Source organism: Streptomyces mutabilis (assembly GCF_046628145.1).
Taxonomy (GTDB): Bacteria; Actinomycetota; Actinomycetes; order Streptomycetales; family Streptomycetaceae; genus Streptomyces; species Streptomyces mutabilis.
Genome location: NZ_CP176874.1, coordinates 7,955,360 through 7,971,088, shown reverse-complemented (window position 1 = coordinate 7,971,088; position 15,729 = coordinate 7,955,360). Strand labels below are relative to the sequence as shown.

Below are 15,729 nucleotides of genomic sequence, written 5' to 3'. Positions count from 1 at the left end.
AGGGAACATGGCAGCGGACGCATGGCCGCAGCGCCTCATCCGGTTCGCCGACTGGAGCCGTGCGGAGGCCACCGCCGTGGAGTATCTGCTCCCCGTGCTGACCGCCCAGGAGTCGGAACTGGCCCAGTGGTCGTTCCTGCGGAAGTTTCCCTGGTGGCGGCTGCGTTTCCGGCCCGTAGGCCCGACCTCTACGCAAGGTCTGGACGCGGCACTGGACGAGCTGGTCGGTGCCGGCGTCCTCGCCTCATGGACACGCGGCCTCTACGAGCCGGAAGAGACAGCCTTCGGCGGGCCGGCCGCCATGAAGATCGCGCACACCCTCTTCCACTACGACAGCCGCCACCTGCTGGAGGAGCTGGCCCGCCAACAGAAGACGAGCGGCCCCCGGCTCGGCCGCCGCGAGCTGGCGATCCTCCTGCCCAGCGTGGCGATGCGTGCGGCCGGACTCGACTGGTACGAGCAGGGCGACGTCTGGGTGAGGATCACGGCCGAACGCCCCGGCGACGAGATCCGCCACCCGCAACGGCACCGGGCCGCTGTCCACCGGCTGATGACCATCGACGTCAGCACCACCAGCCGCAACGTCACCCAGGGCCGGCTCGCACCGCTGGCCGAGTGGATCGCCACCTTCGAGTGGTTCGGCCAGCAGCTCGCCGACCTCAACCGCCAGGGCCACCTGGAACGAGGACTGCGGGCCGTGATCGCCCACCACGGCATCTTCCACTTCAACCGTCTGGGCCTTGCCGCCCAGGACCAGCACACCCTGTCAACACTCGCGAAAGAGGTAGTCATGGGAACGAACGACAACGCCGCGTCCAGGCGAGCCGAGGGCGCGCCGAGCACTACGGTCACCGAGGTGAACAGCGACACCCTCGAAGCCCCCTCCGCCGACCGCCTGCGCTCCCAGCTGATCGACCATCTGGTCCAGACAGAGCGCGTGCGCACGCCCCACGTCGAGGAGGCCCTGCGGACCGTGCCCCGCCACCTCTTCGTCCCGAACGTTCCCCTGGAAACGGCATACGGCAACACCCCCGTGGACACCAAGACCGACGAGTCCGGCGCTTCCATCAGCTGCGCCTCCCAACCCGACATCGTCGCCATGATGCTCGAACAGCTCGACGTCCATCCCGGCCAGAACATCCTGGAGCTGGGCGCCGGCACCGGCTTCAACGCCGGACTCCTCGGCTACCTCGTCGGCGAGAAGGGCCACGTCACCACCATCGACGTGGACGACGACATCGTCCACGGAGCACGCCGCGGACTGGCCGCCGCCGACATCCACAACGTCGACGTGATCCTCAAAGACGGCGCCCTGGGCCACGCCTCAAACGCGCCGTACGACCGCATCGAAGCCACCGTCGGCGCCCACGGCGTCCCGCACGCCTGGCTCGAACAGCTCGCCCCCGGCGGACGGCTCCTCGCCCCGCTGCGCCTGCGCGGCAGTGTCTCCCGCTCGATCGCCTTCGAGAACCAGGACGGAGCCTGGCGCAGCGTCGGCAGCCAGATGAACACGTTCATGCCGCTGCGCCGGGGCATCGCCGACGACCCGCGCGTCTTCGTTCCCCTGGACCCCGACCACACGGTCACCCTCGTCACCAACGCAGACCAGACGGTCGACGCGGACGCCCTGAGCGACATCTTCCGCCAGCCGCGCACCGAGGTGTGGACGGACGTCACCTTCCGCGGCCCGGAATCGGCCGAGTACCTGGAACTGTGGCTCACCTGCGCCTTGCCCAACGGCCTGAGCCGGATGCCCGCCAAGAACGAGGCCATCGGCAAAGGCCTGGTCACCGCGCCCTACCCGTCCTCGACCGCAGTCTTCGCGGGCGGCACACTCACCTACCTCACCCGGCGGCCCTATGCGAAGACGGCTCCCGACGGCGCCGCTCTGTATGAGTTCGGCGTCATCGGCCACGGCCCCGACGCGAAAGCCCTCGCCGCAGACGTCACCGACCAGATCCGCACCTGGAGCCAGGCCTTCCGGACACTCGACGTCGCCTTCGAGATCCAGCCGCTCGACGCAGCCCCGCCCGCACCGAAGCACGGCCGCTTCACTGTCGACAACCCGCTGAACCGCATCGTCATCGAATGGAAGTGACATGGACGTCAGCCAAATAGCGCAGCGCTTCCCACTCGCAGCCCGCCCACGTCCTGCCTGCTCTCCCCTCGCCGACCGAATCCTCGAGGTCACCAACCTCGCAGCCGCCGCCGAGCGCGACAACAACGTGACCTCCGCGACCGTGGCTCTGAACAAGGCGGCACTCATCGCGAGCGACTGCGGCATACCGGACCTGGCGCGCGCTGTGGTCGGCGCGGGGCGCGGCCGGACGGGTTCAGTCGGTTGCGGACGGCTGCAGCAGTGCGAGAAGGAGACCGCGGGCGCGGTGTCGGGCGCGCGCCACCCGGATGTCCGCGCGGTTGGCCTGGCCGATGGCCTCGTCGAGCGCGGTCAGGGCCGCTTCGACGAACGGTTTGCCGATCCGGTCTGTGGCGCGGCCGGGCTCGGTGAGATGCCAGAACTCTCGCTCGGCGGCCGGCCAGTACCTGGTGAATGCGGCAGCGGCCCACGGGCCGGGCTTGCGGGCATCCAGCTTGATCTTGGCCTTCGGGGACAGGTCGACGCTGGTGTCGGTGGCGATCTTCCAGGCGATCCTGGCGGCGAGGTCCAGCCGGTCACCGGTCTGCTCCGCTGCCGTGTGGCAGCGCTTGACCAGGTAGGCCATCTCCGCGTCGTTCTCCTCCTGCCATTGCAGGATCTGCGGACTGGTCGCCCGGAACCAGACGCTGTCCTTCTGCTGGCCGTCCTGGTCGAAGCCGTAGGCGCGCACCCGCAGCAGCGGCAGCAGCCGGCGGGGCAGGTGCTCGAGCACCGGGGGACGCCGGGCGTCCTGACGGCTGTCCTTCAGCAGCAGTGAATCCAGGTCCCGCCACAGGGCCCGGGCGCCGTCGGCCTCCCGCGGCTGGAAGTCGCCGTCCCTGCGCCGGTCGAGGACCTGGTACGGGTCACGCACCCGGTGCGGCGGCTCGTGCGTCGACCAGGTCAGGTAGGCGTCGGTCACCGTCCGGCCGTCCTCGGCGGGCACGAGGAGTGCTGCGTGGCGAAACCGGCCGGTCAGCATCCGGCCCGGCCACGTCAGCGGCGGCAACGGCTGAAGCGGAGAGGGCAGATCCTCCTCCCACGGGCAGGCGTCCGGCGTCTCCCATGCGGCGTCGCTGTCAGGGCGCGGGACGGCCAGCACGAGCGTGGTGAACAGGTCAGGGGCCCAGGGAAAGTAGGAGACGGACTTGCGCAGCGGGGCCGCATCCCCGCTGCCTGCCCGGTGCTCGGTGATCCTGCGGGGCGTGCACTGACCGGACGGCCCGTAGTACAGCTGGGCGATCAGATGCCAGGCGGCCTCGGCGGCCGGCACCGCAACCGGCGCCGTGTCGGTGAAATGTCCGAACAGGACAGCCCCGTTGACTCCCGTGGGGCGGCCCATCACCAGCTTGTTCACCCCGGACGGATTCGGGGCCCCCTTCGCGTCCACGCACTCGGTGCGCAGCCGCGGATCCTGCAGGAACGGCCGCTCGGCATCGAACAGATCGAACCGTCCCGCCAGGTCCTCTCGGCCGAAATAAGCGTCCACGGCCCGCGCATCGAACCGGCCGGCCTTTCAGCCCCTCCCTCAAGGCAAAGAACAAGCAAAGCCCCTCCTGAACCCCAGGTCAGAAAGGGTCCTCCCCGCCGACGCGGGGGTGTTCCGGACTGGTAGGCGTTGACGGCCATCGGCCCGGCGTCCTCCCCGCCGACGCGGGGGTGTTCCGTTTTCACACGGGGCGCGCGGACCCCACACTGGGTCCTCCCCGCCGACGCGGGGGTGTTCCGGCGTCGTCGGCCTGGTCCTCCGGATTGTTGGGGTCCTCCCCGCCGACGCGGGGGTGTTCCGCGTTCCTGATCAGCCTCGGCCTGATGCGCCGCGTCCTCCCCGCCGACGCGGGGGTGTTCCGTCATCGACCCGGCCCCGGAACAGGGGGTGCGTGTCCTCCCCGCCGACGCGGGAGTGTTCCGTCCGAGCTGGAGAGCGCGTCGATCCCGCTGGCGTCCTCCCCGCCGACACGGGGGTGTTCCGGTAGTGGTGGAGGGGCGAGCGCATCGTGGCTAGTCCTCCCCGCCGACGCGGGGGTGTTCCGGTGAGGATCCGGCCGTCGTGTTCCCGGCGCATGTCCTCCCCGCCGACGCGAGGGTGTTCCGACCACCAGCTCCTGGCAGCCGTACGACCCGGCGTCCTCCCCGTCGGGGCGAGGGTGTTCCGTTGGCCGGCACCTCGTATCCGCCCTTCGGCGGATCCTCCCCGCCGACGCGGGGGTGTTCCGACGTGTCGGACGCGTCCCGGCAGGTGGTGGACGTCCTCCCCGCCGCCGCGGGGGTGTTCCGGTACGCCCATGACTCAGTCGACCCTTCGGCGGGTCCTCCCCGCCGACGCGGGGGTGCTCCGTCCCGCAGGGTGGCGCGGTGGTTCAAGGTGAGGTCCTCCCCGCCAACGCGGGGGTGCTCCGGACACGTCGCCCTGGTCGATGGTTAGTCCGTTGTCCTCCCCGCCGACGCGGGGGTGCTCCGGTGGTGCCGGACAGCTCCAGGCCCTGGCCGTCGTCCTCCCCGCCGACGCGGGGGTGTTCCGGACAGGTAGTGATCACCGTTGTCGGGGCTGAGGTCCTCCCCGCCGACGCGGGGGTGTTCCGCGTAGCGGAGGAATCGGTACATCCGCGCCCAGGTCCTCCCCACCGACGCGGAGGTGTTCCGATCTCGACGATGTTGTTCGTCCCCGTGAGCCGCCCTCCCTGCCAACACGGTGGTGTTCTGTCCTGCGGCTGGAGCCAGTACGGCTACGCGTCGCCCTCCCCGCCGACGCAGGGGTGTTCCGGTCTACGGGCGGGAGCCGGCGGTGTGGCTAGCGTCCTCCCTGCCGACGCGGAGGTGTTCCGGACTCGATCTACGCGGTCGTCAACCTCAACCCGCCCTCCCCGCCGACGCGGGGGTGTTCCGACGTAGAGGCGGTCGCGTTGGGGGCCGCGGCCGTCCTCCCCGCCGACGCGGGGGTGTTCCGCTGCACGTCCATCAGTTCCGGCACACGTTCGCGTCCTCCCCGCCGACGCGGGGGTGTTCCGTAGCGGCGGGCCCAGTCGGTGACGAAGGCGGTGTCCTCCCCGCCGGTGATCCGGCGGGGCTTTGACGTGGTCCTCCCCGCCGACGCGGGGGTGTTCCGCGGCCCATCACGCACGCCCCACGGTGGTCAGGGTCCTCCCCGCCGACGCGGGGGTGTTCCGGAGATCAGGCAGCAGGCGGTGGCGCACCTTCAGTCCTCCCCGCCGGCGCGGGGGTGTTCCGTGACCATGCAGAAGCGCTCAATGACCGCCGCCGTCCTCCCCGCCGACGCGGGGGTGTTCCGGCCACCAAGGCCGCCGGCGATCAGGCCCGCACGCCCTCCCGGCCGACGCGGGGGTGTTCCGCAGAGCGCGGACAGGCTGAGGCAGAGTGTCCTGTCCTCCCTGCCGACGTGGGGGTGTTCCGCCGGTGGACGGCCAGCGCGCGCCACAGCCTTGGTCCTCCCCGCCGACGCGGGGGTGATTCGATTCCCGGGTGCTGGCTCATCGACCTGTCCGAGTCCTCCCCGCCGATGTGGGGGTGTTCCGCGGCCCGGGTGGGCCGGGGGGGAGGGTCCGCGGTCCTCCCCGCCGACGCGGGGGTGTTCCGTGTCCCGAGTAGCACCGCGCCACACCAGACCAGTCCTCCCCGCCGACGCGGGGGTGTTCCACGCGTGTGGCGTCTGAACGTCGTGGAGACGACGTCCTCCCCGCCGAAGCAGGGGTGTGCCCTGGGCACAGCAGCAGCTCACCACCGCGCAGGGGTCCTCTCTACCGATGCGGGGGCCGTCGCTTTGCAGCCACGTGACGGCGTCTATGCCCTCCCCGCCGACGCGGGGGGGTCCAGCCACCGAGCTGGGCGCCCCCGCCGGGGGCCGGTCCTCCCCGCCGACGCGGGGGTGTTCCGTCACACCAGCCCCTCGGGGGTTTCTGGACTTTGTCCTCTCCGCCGACGCGGGGGTGTTCCGTACGCTCGCCTGAACCGCCTGTACGAGCGCGAGTCCTCCCCGCCGACGCGGGAGTGTTCCGACGGCCTCGACCTTGTCGGGGTTCACGTAGGCGTCCTCCCTGCCGACGCGGAGGTGTTCCGACCAGCGGGTCGGTGTACGGGTTCGGGGTAGCGTCCTCCCCGCCGACGCGGGGGTGCTCCGGGGGTGAACTCCTTCTTCAGGACCACGCCGTAGTCCTCCCCGCCGACGCGGGGGTATTCCGCACACGACCCAGGCCGTTTCGGAGTGCACCGCGTCCCCCCTGCCGCGCGGAGGTGCTCCGACGGTGGGGGCACGATGTACAGGAACGCCAAGTTGCCGGCCGACACCGGGATGCTCCAATCAGACAGGATGGTGCTCGTGGCCGACGCTGGTCCTCCCCGCCGACGCGGGGGTGTTCCGTGGGACTCGGGCGCGCGCGGCATGCGCTTCGCGTCCTCCCCGCCGACGCGGGAGTGCTCCGCCCTCGTTCAGAATCCGGGCCTGCGGGCACAGGCGCTCCCGCCGACGCGGGGGATGCTCCGCTCGAAGGCGAGGTCGCCCTCCCGGCCCTGTTGTCCTCCCCGCCGACGCGGGGGTGTTCCGATCACGGTGCAGTCGGCATGGGATCAGGCGTGGTCCTCCCCGCCGACGCGGGGTGTTCCGAGGAAGGCGTACCGCAGGTCGTTCGGCTTGTCGTCTCCCCGCCGACGCGGGGGTGCTCCGAAGGGTGGTCCCTTCGATCCTGCCCGAGTGGGGTCCTCCCCGCCGGCACGGGGGCGTTCCGTTGTAGACGGTGGTGAGCAGGTGGGTGCCGGAGTGCGCGGGGGTGTTCCGTCGACGGCGGTGTCGGTCGTCAGGCCGGCCTTGTCCTCCTCGCCGACGCGAGGGTGATCCGGTTCCTTCCAACACTGCGGTTCGAGTGCGCAAGCTTTCTCCGCCTCCGTGGGGGGCGGCCGTCGTTCTACTTGTCCGCGAGTTAAAGAGCCGAGTCCTCACCGACCGCTGGAATGCTCCGCCAACCGGCGACGCCGTCCCCTCGGCCATGCGGTCCTGCCCGACAACGTGGATCCCTCGCTGGCTCGCCCCGGGTCACCTCTGACGTCGGCGGGGAGGACGGCGGACCGGCTGAGCGATCCGCACGCGGGGACCGGGCATCCGCCCGTCGGCGAGGAGAACGTCGAGGTACAAGAAGGACCGTGAGTCAGCGACGCCTGGGAGCAACGCCAGGGCGGTGGCAGCCAGGTGCTTGTGGGCCTGGCTGCCGTCGGAAGGTGGGCTCATGTGGCTGCGCGGGCAAGGCTGAGCAGGCCGGCGCCGTAAGACTTGGCCCGTCCGATGCCGACCAGTACGGCCTCGGCGAGGGCGTCAGGGTCGGTGACGATGGCAGTGCCGTCGTAGCGCATCAGGTGATGCCGCACGGCGGCGGCCTTGTCACTGCGGCCGTGCACGGCAGCGACCGGGGTGGGCAGCGCTGTGGTCAGGTGGAGGCCGGCCTCGTGGGCGCGGCGTGCCCACCATTGGTCGGCGTCCGGTCCGGTGAGCGCGATGCGTTTGCCACGCTGGCCCTTGTTTTCCAGTGACAGGCGTTCGGTTTTGACTGGGTTGACGACGATGCGGTAGCGGACGGCGAGGCCCTTTTGGAGGGCCTTGAACACCGGGGTGAGGTCTTTGACGTCGGCGTGGCCGTAGCCGTCGGGCAGGCGTGTCGGGTCGAGGGCGGTGGCCTGGACCAGGAGCGTGCTGAAGGCGTCGGTTACGTCGAGGCGATACAGGAGCCCGGCTGCCTGCCGGGGACTGTCGCCCAGGCCGTCGGGGACCAGACGCATAAGGGTGCGGTGCATGTCGGTAGCGTTGCGCAGGTCGCGATGGACGGCGCGGCTGTGGGGGTTGAGGCGGATGCGGGCGAGGGCCGCGCCGGGGCTCATGCGGTGGCCTCCTTCATGGCGTGGTCGATCAGCTTCGTGGGCAGAGTGTGGGGCCGGCAATCAGGTGCAGGGAGGAACGTTGCCCGGTGCCGTGGAGCAGGTCGGCGTCGTTCGTAGGTGCGGCTGTGCGGGGGTGAAGCAGAGGGATGGTGTGCACGGTGAGTACGTCTGCTTCGGCGGCGCCGCGGGTGGCGGCGGCCCCAGCAGTGTGGTGGTCGGCGAGGTGGCCGCCGGGCCGGTCCGCCTGGACGGTGAACGCCAGAGCCGCGTAGTGGTTGGATGCGTCCGCGTCCTGGCGGTCATGCCCTGCGCTGTGGCAAGCGCGCTGAGCAGCTCGGAGGGCATGGAGAGCGGGATGGTGGCCCTCTCGGGGGTGAACGCCGAGCGTTTGCATCGGGCCGGCCAGCCGGAGCACGGGCCTGTTCACGCCCACGCCCTGGCGGCGCAGGCGGCGTTGATGAGGGTCTAGCAGGAATAGTCGTACGCCGCTTCGAGCGCGTCGGTGAACGTCTGCACCATTCGGTGGCACAGTCGGATGCCTTGCACGTTGTCGCTCAGTTCCGCGGGCATCGCGAGGGCAGGGCGCGACGGAGGTCGGCCACGCGGCCACCGGGTACTCCTGTCCGCCGTCGCGAAGTGGGTGTCGATGTAGCTCTGGAGCGTTTTCAGGTAGCTGGTGCCGAAGCCTGCGTAGGGGGCGTCCGGTAGGTGTACGGCACGCCGGTACAGCGGCCGTGGCCGGTACTGGCGTGCCAGGGGTGTGAATGACATCGGCTCGTCGGTGACTTCGCCGCTGTGGTGATCTCCGTCGTCCTTGTCCGGGGCGTCGGAGTTGGTGGGGAGCGCGCCGAGCGGTCTGTCGCCGTAGAAGTCGATCGGCTGCGGGCCGTTGCGCGGCTTCTTGGCCGCCAGGGGCAGCTGTATTAGGTGGTGCAGCGGATCTTCGACGTAGCCCAGCAGGATCGGGCCTTCCGGTGGGCAGGAGCGGCGGCCGAGGAAGAGGGGCCAGTGCGGGTCACGCAGGGCAGCGGCGCACGCGTTCAGCAGCGTTTGGTCATCGGAGGTCATGGCGAGCGTGAATGCAGCGTCGGCCAGGTACTGGCGCTTGGATACCAGAGTGCCTTTGCCCTCGGGGCGGTGTTTTCCATCGACGGTGACCACTGTCTCGTCGGCGGGCCGTCCACCACCGACGGTGTGGAAGTCGGACAGCACGACGCCGGGTCGGTCGACGCGTACCGTCATCGACAACTTTGTGAGGTCGTCCACGGGCGCCTGGCGCGCTCGTCCGAGACCTGCGGCCAGCATGCCCACGATGCCGGACCGGGTGGGGAATCGGGCTGTGTCACGCCGGGCGTACTTGCTGTGCGTGCCCCAGGACTGGAGTGGGCCTGCCAGGCGCAACAGCAGCCCTCGGGAGGGGCTGTCGGTCACTGCGGGGCCTCGGCGAGAGCGAAGTCGACGGTGGCGGTGACGAGAGCCTCGAAGGACGAGTGGCGCTCGCCGAGATGCTCGAGCTTGTCGAACTGGAGGGACGCGTGTGCCGCGTGCAGGACGCGGTCGGGGCCGAGGAGGGTGTTCGCGGCCTTGGCGTAGACGTCGATGCCTTGTACGGAGCGTCCGACGAAGCCGCCTTGTCCGGCTGACCGTACGGGTTCTTCGAAGGCTGCGGCGAACGACAGCGGCCGGTCGGAGCGGACCGCCATGTGGACCAGGTGGGGGATGGTGTGCGGTGCGGTGGAGTTCTTCTTCGCCTGGGGCAGGGACTCGATGAAGGAGAGCAGGAACTGGCCGACGAGCTCGCGGGCGGCATCGAGTGCGATGTCGCTGTCCTCGCTCAGGTTTTTGATGAGTTCTTTGAGATCGACGGTGGCGAATCGGTAGAAGGTGCCGGTGCTGAATTCGGCCGTGCCCATGTGGCCACTGCCCGTCTCATCGCCCTTCGCCTCGGTAATGTCGTCGACGGCTGCGAAGTAGTCGAGTTCGACCTCAGTGGTGTGCGTGGTGAAGGCGTGCGCGACCTGGACGGCACCGTCGACATTGGCGTGGTCGACCTCGGTGAGCATGCGACCGAAGAGGTTGATGACCCCGTTCCTTTTGACAAGAATTCTGTCGACCTTGCCTTTCAGGGCGCTTTCGGGCTTGCTCTTTCCCTTTCCGGTGAAGTCGGTCGTGAGCGCGTCCTTGTGGGCTTCGGCGATGTCGGCCAGGTCCTCGACGGCGTCTTCGGGAAGATAGACGAGCGCGTTGGTCAGGATCTTGTTCGTGATGGGCTGCTTGTCCCTTCCCTTGGCCACCTCCCACTTGATGCTGCTCCCCGCCGCAACATGTGCCCCCGCACGTTCGGCAAGCGCCTTGTCCCAGCCGCGCTCGCGAAGCACCTCGGTGACCCGCTCGCCGATACGGCGTGTCCGCAGCGCGTTCTCGCCAAGCGTGTCCTGGAAGTGCTCGCGGATGGCCCGTTTCCAGGACTGGCTGGAGATACGGGTACGCAGGACGTCGCCGTAGAGCATGCTTTTCACCGCGTTGGTGTCGTCCCGGTTCAGATTCGCGTAGGGAACGGGTTGGACGACGTGGATGTCGATGAAGCGTGGCTTGAGGTCCATCGGGGATCTCCTGTGGGGTGAGAAGGGTCAGTCCTGGTCGGCGCCGGCCGTGATCCGGTAGAAGTCCTGCAGCCAGCGGCGGCTGATACGCCCCGACTGGTACTGCCAGTCGATGAGGTCTGCCAGCAACTGTCCCCAGTCGATGGAGGTGCCGGTGGTGCGTACCTGATTCACCGCAGCAGGGAGGTGCAGGTGGATACCGCGCAGACTCTGCCGGGCCAGGAGGTTGATACGGCTTTCTGCGGCGCTCATCCGCATCGGCTTGCCCTTCGCGGTGACGGCTTGGCCCAGGGTGGCACCGAATGAGGTGCCGTACGGAGCCGGCCCGGGCGGAGCAACCTCCTCGCCCGGTTCCTCCTTCTTCCGCAGAGCCTGCTTGTCTGCCGCCTCGTGTTCGTCTGGGGTGTTCTCGTCGTCTGCCTGGTCGGGTGAGAAGGCGTGTCGGGGCTGGGCCGCGATCAGCGCGGCCACCGTGTAATGGGCCTGGGCTGTCGTGTCGTCGCAGCCGTCCGGCAGCCGCGGTGTCAGCAGCCGGTGCATGGGCCGTGTGCGCGGGTGGTCCAGGTCGCGGCGCAGGCCCGCGCGCAGCGCCGCTCGGGCACCGGGGTCTGTGCGGCACAGATGTTCGATGTGTGCGGTGAATGCGGCGTACGCGGCGCGTTTGCTCTGCCGCTTGCTCGCTTCGGAAGCGTGGAAGGTCACGGCTTGTCCTCGGGTCGGCGGGTGACGGTCACGACTTCTTGGCCGCACTTCTCGTGACCGGTTGTCCCATCGCCTTGTGGGGGTCTTTCAGGGCGGCGAGGATGATGGCTTTCGCCCGGGTGACGGCCTTGGCGCCCCGTGGTGTGCGTGTCACGGAGCTGGTCACTGCCTCGTAGGCGTCGAGTGCGTGCCGCCCGAAGGCCCGGCAGGCGGCCTCGAAGTCGAATCCGGTGTCCGTGGTGCCGCCAGCGCGACTCAACTGTCGGAACCGCAACCAGAATTCATCCTCCGCCGACGGCCAGTACCGTGCCGCGACCGCGTCCTGCCAGGCCCGCGGATCGTTCTTCTTGTCATCCGTGTACTTCAGCCAGGCTTCCTTCGTGGCCTGCTCCAGCCGGTTCCCGAAGAGCTCGCCGAGTTCACGGAGCTGGCGTACGGGCCGCTCGGTGTTCGCCGCGTCCTCTTCCACTCGGGCCAGGAGCACCGGGGTCACGGAGTCGACGTACTGGTGGTTGGCTGCCTGGCTGGCATCTTGTTCGAAGCCGAGGGCGCGTACCCGTAGGTACTCGCTGACGTCGAAGGCATGGTCCATGACCTTCGGCTGGATGGGGCTCGAGTCGTCCAGTTGCTTGAGCAGGAGGGCGTCGATGTCGCGCCACAGAGAACGGGAGGAGTCTGCGAGCCGGGGGGACGTCTTCCCGTCCTTGGCGATGTCCCAGATCAGGTAGTCGTCTTCTGGCCGGATCCGCTCGGCGTCATAGGCCCAGGTGATGTACGCGTCGGCCGTATGCGCGCCGTCCGGGGCGGGGACGAGACAGAGCGCGTGCTGTGAACAGGCGGTCAGCCGTGAGCAGGGGCCCTGCGGCTCGGGCATCGGCTTGAGCGGGTCCGGGAGGTCTTCGCGCTCCCAGGGGCACAGGTCCGTGTGCCGGCTGACGTCACCGTCCGGGGGTGTGAGTCCGGCCAGCAGTGTCAGGAGCAGGTTGTCGCACTGGGGGTGGTACGAGAGCGCGGCTCGCAGGGGTGAAGCTTTCGCATAGTGGCTCCTCACCTGCCCGACCGCGCGCCGTGAAAGGGCGCCGGGGTCTCCCCAGTAGTGCCAGGTCAGCAGGGACAGCGCTGACTGCGAAAGACCGGGAGAGACGGGACTGCCGTGGCTCCAGTGCTCGAACCAGGAGTGGTTGTTGCCCGCTGCCCGGCTCATGACCAGTTTGTGGACGCCGGCCGTGTTGTTCCTGTCGCACTGGTCAGGCAGGCGGGGGTCCTGGAGCCACGGGCGGTCGCCGTCGAACAGGTCGAAGCGGTCGCTCCACTGACCGAAGTAGCCTTCGATGCCGGCTCTGCGGCCGCCAGGCAATTCGATGCTCCGCTCGGGAAACCCCTGTTCGAGGACCTGTTCCCGCCGGTCGCCCCAGCTTCCGGGCCCTGCCTCGTCCAGAGCGGTGATCCGCGCGGTCAGCGCGTACAGCAAGCGCAGCAGCGCCGAATGAGCCGGCGCTTCCGGGATCAGCAGGGTGCGGATTTTGCGGGCGTGGACAAACAGGTCCCTGAGACCCACTTCAGGTGGGCCCGGCTGCCCCTCCACCCATGCGACCGGAATCCATGGCCGGTCGACCAGATTGGACGCAGACGTGGTCACGCGCCCCTCCCCCCATCGTTGCGCGTCACCAGATACTAGAAGGGCAGGCGGGGACGGTGTGAGCAGTTAGGGCAATTGATCGACAAGCAGGCCGAGTTCGCTAACCTGGAATCGGTGCTTCTCGCCGGTTCGCACCCATGTACCGTCTTCCGGGGTCATGTTGAGCCGGAGGACAGTCTTGAGGGCGGCCATGGCGCGCCAGTCGCTGTTGGCATCGCCTGCCACGCCGTCGACGAGCCGCTGCGGTACGGGTATCAGGTAGGGGACAAGCTGGCCCGGCTTCGGTCGACGCTTGGAATCGCGCGCAAGCTTCTCCTCGAGGACCCCGGCCTCAAGAAGAGACCCCGGGTACAGGCACACCACATGCACCATCTCCTCGCCAAGAACGGAAGAGAGCAGTTCGGGCTCCATACCGGGGTGGTCCCGGCTCAGCAGGCCGAGGTCGCCGTCAAGCTCCCACGGCCCCGGCACCTGCAACCAGCCCGCAGTACCGGTCGCTCTGCGTTCTCGGACCGTCCGCCGGTTGTCAAGCCGCTGAAGCTCACGCGCCGCAGCCTCCCCCAGCCCGTCGACGAGCTCGCCGGCGTACACCTCGTCCAACAGCAGGGGAACTTCCTCCGGCAGGGAAATCGTCCTGCCGGCACCCAGGACGATCTCAGTACGCCGCACCAGCGCGACATCGTTCAGGCCGGACCTGCTGTCGGCTCGGAGCACCACGAGCCGCGGCTGGCCCCCCGCGCTCTGGCCCGCACGGGCCAGCAGGTCCACAAGCGGAGCCGGCCCCGAAACGACGAGGTCGAAGCTCAAGCCCCTGACATGTTCCAGCATCGGCGTCGTCACCAGCACGGAAGGGGCGCTGACGCCGCCGTCGGGAGAGAACGCGCTCCGGCAGGCCGCGAGACGCCGCCATCGGTCCTTGTTGCGCATCTGTTCGTGGACCAGGGTCACCTCGAGGCCGGGCAGCTCCTGTGAGAGCAAGCGGAACGTACGGATGACTTCCGCAGGCGTCGACCGGTAGACGACGGCCCTGCCGTTGCCGGCCTCGACCAGGGGTGCAAGAGCCGCCCGGATCTCGTCGTACGGCTCACCGTCAACGACCTCGACGCTGAGCGTGCTGGCCCGCGCGGCGTCCGCAGCCTGCCGGGGCAGGTGCCCCCGTCCGGACTGAGCATCCACGAACGACCACGCCGGCAGCCGGCGAGGCTGCACCATCGGCTCCGCTACTCCTCCAGAGCCACGGCGATAGGCCGCCAGCATCGCATCCACCGACTTGTCCGCAGCCATCGCGGCCAGGACCACGGGAATCCGCAGCGCAGCGGCCCACTCCAGGAACCGGAGCATCAGCTTCTGCCCCCACGCGCCGCGGGCATGGGCCTCATCCACCACGACGACCTTGCCGGAGAAGGCAAACAGCCGCATCACGTTGAACTTCACCGGCAGGACCGCCTGGAGAAGTTCGTCCACCGTCCCCGTGCCCAGCGCGGCCAGGAGCGCGCGGTGATGGGAATTGAGCCAGCTGTTCGCTGTCAGAACCCATTCCTCACCAGGCTCCGCGCTGACATCACCCAACGCATGGGCGTGCGCCCACTGCTGCGCGGCTTCCGCCGGCTTCAACCGCGAAGAGCTGTGAAGCAGCAGCGACCGCCAGGGACCCGTCAGGGCCTGCTCAGCGAAAGCATGCAGCTGCGCCATGTGGCTCTCGGCCGCCGAACCGGTCGGCAGCGCATAGAACAGACCGCGCGCGTTTGCCGCATGCCCGAGGACCGCCGCTGCACGAAGAGCCGCCTCCGTACGCTCCTGCGACGGCGAAGCCGTCACCACCACCAAGCCCGGCCCGCGCTCGGCCACCAGACCAGGCAACTGGGCCTCCACACTGGCCACAAGACTGATCTCGCCTGCACACTGGCCCGGCTTGGGCCGGGCAAAACCCGTCCCGAGCAGGCCGCTGTGCTCCACCAGACGGACAGCTGCTGCTCGGGCGACCTGCCAGTAAGCGTCCAGGTCCTCAGGGGTCCCGGCCCATCTCTCCTCCCTGAGCCTGGCCTGAATCTCTTCTTCGATACTGGCCAGCCAGTCCGACAGGGTCACCAGCCCCGTCAGGACCACAGCCGCTCCCGGTGACATCCGCCCCTGCGGAACCGACACCGCCCCTGTCACTCTGCGCACCTCATCGAAGTGGGCCCGCCGCTGCTCCTCCCACCTGCCCGTGCCCAGACCGGGGTGACGGGCCACAGGGCACCGGTAATCCTTGGCGTAGACGACCGGGTGGAAGCGGCCGCCGTGCCCACCGAGCAGCTGGGCCACCGCGTGACTGAGCTGAGACTGCGGACGCCGCTTCGACGACGGATAGCCGATCTCCTCGAGAATCCCCGCCAGCCACCAGTGCGCCGCCGCCTCGTGTGACTGCCTGTCCAGCGCGGCGCCGGCCACGGAATCGTAGCCCTGCTCATCGCCCAGCTCCTGCGTCAGCAGCTCCCCATCCGCGCTCTTCGGACCGTTGCAGTGCAGCTGGAACGGCACGCTGATCTTCCCGATATCGTGCAGCCCCGCCCAGAACGCCACAAGCGCCCGCGCCTCCCCGTCCGGAACCCGCAGCGCCCCGACCACCATGCTCCGCTGATGCGAGGTCAGCAGTTCATCCCACACGACCTCCGCCACAGCTGCCGTATCCAGCAGATGACAGATCAAAGGGTGCGTGCGGTGAGCCCCGCGGGCGTTCCTGCCCAGCCCGGCAGCCTTGCCCCACAGGCGGGAGTCCAGGGCCATGG

The 15,729-nt window shown here is 69.4% G+C and carries 8 protein-coding genes, 1 pseudogene and 1 CRISPR repeat array; of the genes and pseudogenes, 2 read left to right on the top strand and 7 right to left on the bottom strand.

Going from position 1 to position 15,729, the window contains the following annotated elements; translation table 11 throughout:
• Window positions 1–7 precede the first annotated feature (7 nt).
• The gene (gene fxlM / locus ACLIN4_RS35855) at window positions 8–2,098 is read left to right on the top strand and encodes a methyltransferase, FxLD system (protein ID WP_411575313.1); all 2,091 of its coding nucleotides are present in this window, start codon (window positions 8–10) and stop codon (window positions 2,096–2,098) included.
• A gap of 235 nt (window positions 2,099–2,333) precedes the next feature.
• On the opposite strand, the gene casA (ACLIN4_RS35850) is transcribed toward fxlM, so the two are convergent.
• Together casA (ACLIN4_RS35850) and cas6e are read right to left on the bottom strand one after the other, a co-directional pair.
• Window positions 2,334–3,626, bottom strand: a complete 1,293-nt coding sequence (gene casA, locus ACLIN4_RS35850; RefSeq protein ID WP_411575314.1) for a type I-E CRISPR-associated protein Cse1/CasA — start codon at window positions 3,624–3,626, stop codon at window positions 2,334–2,336.
• 88 nt (window positions 3,627–3,714) lie between these two features.
• A CRISPR array of direct repeats spans window positions 3,715–4,780; the repeat unit is 29 nt; unit sequence GTCCTCCCCGCCGACGCGGGGGTGTTCCG.
• 2,589 nt (window positions 4,781–7,369) lie between these two features.
• Entirely contained in the window at window positions 7,370–8,017 is a 648-nt protein-coding gene (gene cas6e / locus ACLIN4_RS35845) for a type I-E CRISPR-associated protein Cas6/Cse3/CasE (protein ID WP_386808392.1), read from the bottom strand.
• 133 nt (window positions 8,018–8,150) lie between these two features.
• Here cas6e and ACLIN4_RS35840 point away from each other — a divergent pair, with 133 nt between their 5' ends.
• Window positions 8,151–8,486, top strand: coding sequence for a hypothetical protein (locus ACLIN4_RS35840; RefSeq protein ID WP_386808394.1), 336 nt, complete (start codon window positions 8,151–8,153; stop codon window positions 8,484–8,486).
• A gap of 140 nt (window positions 8,487–8,626) precedes the next feature.
• Here the strand turns inward: ACLIN4_RS35840 and cas5e are convergent.
• The 5 genes and pseudogenes from cas5e to ACLIN4_RS35815 form a co-directional block, all read right to left on the bottom strand.
• Window positions 8,627–9,448, bottom strand: a pseudogene (gene cas5e, locus ACLIN4_RS35835) (type I-E CRISPR-associated protein Cas5/CasD); the annotation flags it as partial.
• Window positions 9,445–10,620 (bottom strand): type I-E CRISPR-associated protein Cas7/Cse4/CasC, encoded by a 1,176-nt coding sequence (gene cas7e / locus ACLIN4_RS35830; protein ID WP_411575315.1) that lies wholly within the window; start codon window positions 10,618–10,620, stop codon window positions 9,445–9,447. The pseudogene cas5e and the gene cas7e, both read right to left, overlap by 4 nt.
• A gap of 27 nt (window positions 10,621–10,647) precedes the next feature.
• Entirely contained in the window at window positions 10,648–11,322 is a 675-nt protein-coding gene (gene casB / locus ACLIN4_RS35825; protein ID WP_381943465.1) for a type I-E CRISPR-associated protein Cse2/CasB, read from the bottom strand.
• 28 nt (window positions 11,323–11,350) lie between these two features.
• Window positions 11,351–12,961, bottom strand: coding sequence for a type I-E CRISPR-associated protein Cse1/CasA (casA, locus tag ACLIN4_RS35820; protein ID WP_411575316.1), 1,611 nt, complete (start codon window positions 12,959–12,961; stop codon window positions 11,351–11,353).
• Window positions 12,962–13,027: 66 nt separating this feature from the next.
• Window positions 13,028–15,727 (bottom strand): CRISPR-associated endonuclease Cas3'', encoded by a 2,700-nt coding sequence (locus ACLIN4_RS35815; RefSeq protein WP_411575317.1) that lies wholly within the window; start codon window positions 15,725–15,727, stop codon window positions 13,028–13,030.
• Window positions 15,728–15,729 lie beyond the last annotated feature (2 nt).

Excerpts from the sequence above, each read along its gene's own strand:
- fxlM (WP_411575313.1), top strand. The coding sequence starts at position 8 with ATGGCAGCGGACGCATGGCCGCAGCGCCTCATCCGGTTCGCCGACTGG.
- cas6e (WP_386808392.1), bottom strand. The coding sequence starts at position 8,017 with ATGAGCCCCGGCGCGGCCCTCGCCCGCATCCGCCTCAACCCCCACAGC.
- cas7e (WP_411575315.1), bottom strand. The coding sequence starts at position 10,620 with ATGGACCTCAAGCCACGCTTCATCGACATCCACGTCGTCCAACCCGTT.
- ACLIN4_RS35815 (WP_411575317.1), bottom strand. The coding sequence starts at position 15,727 with ATGGCCCTGGACTCCCGCCTGTGGGGCAAGGCTGCCGGGCTGGGCAGG.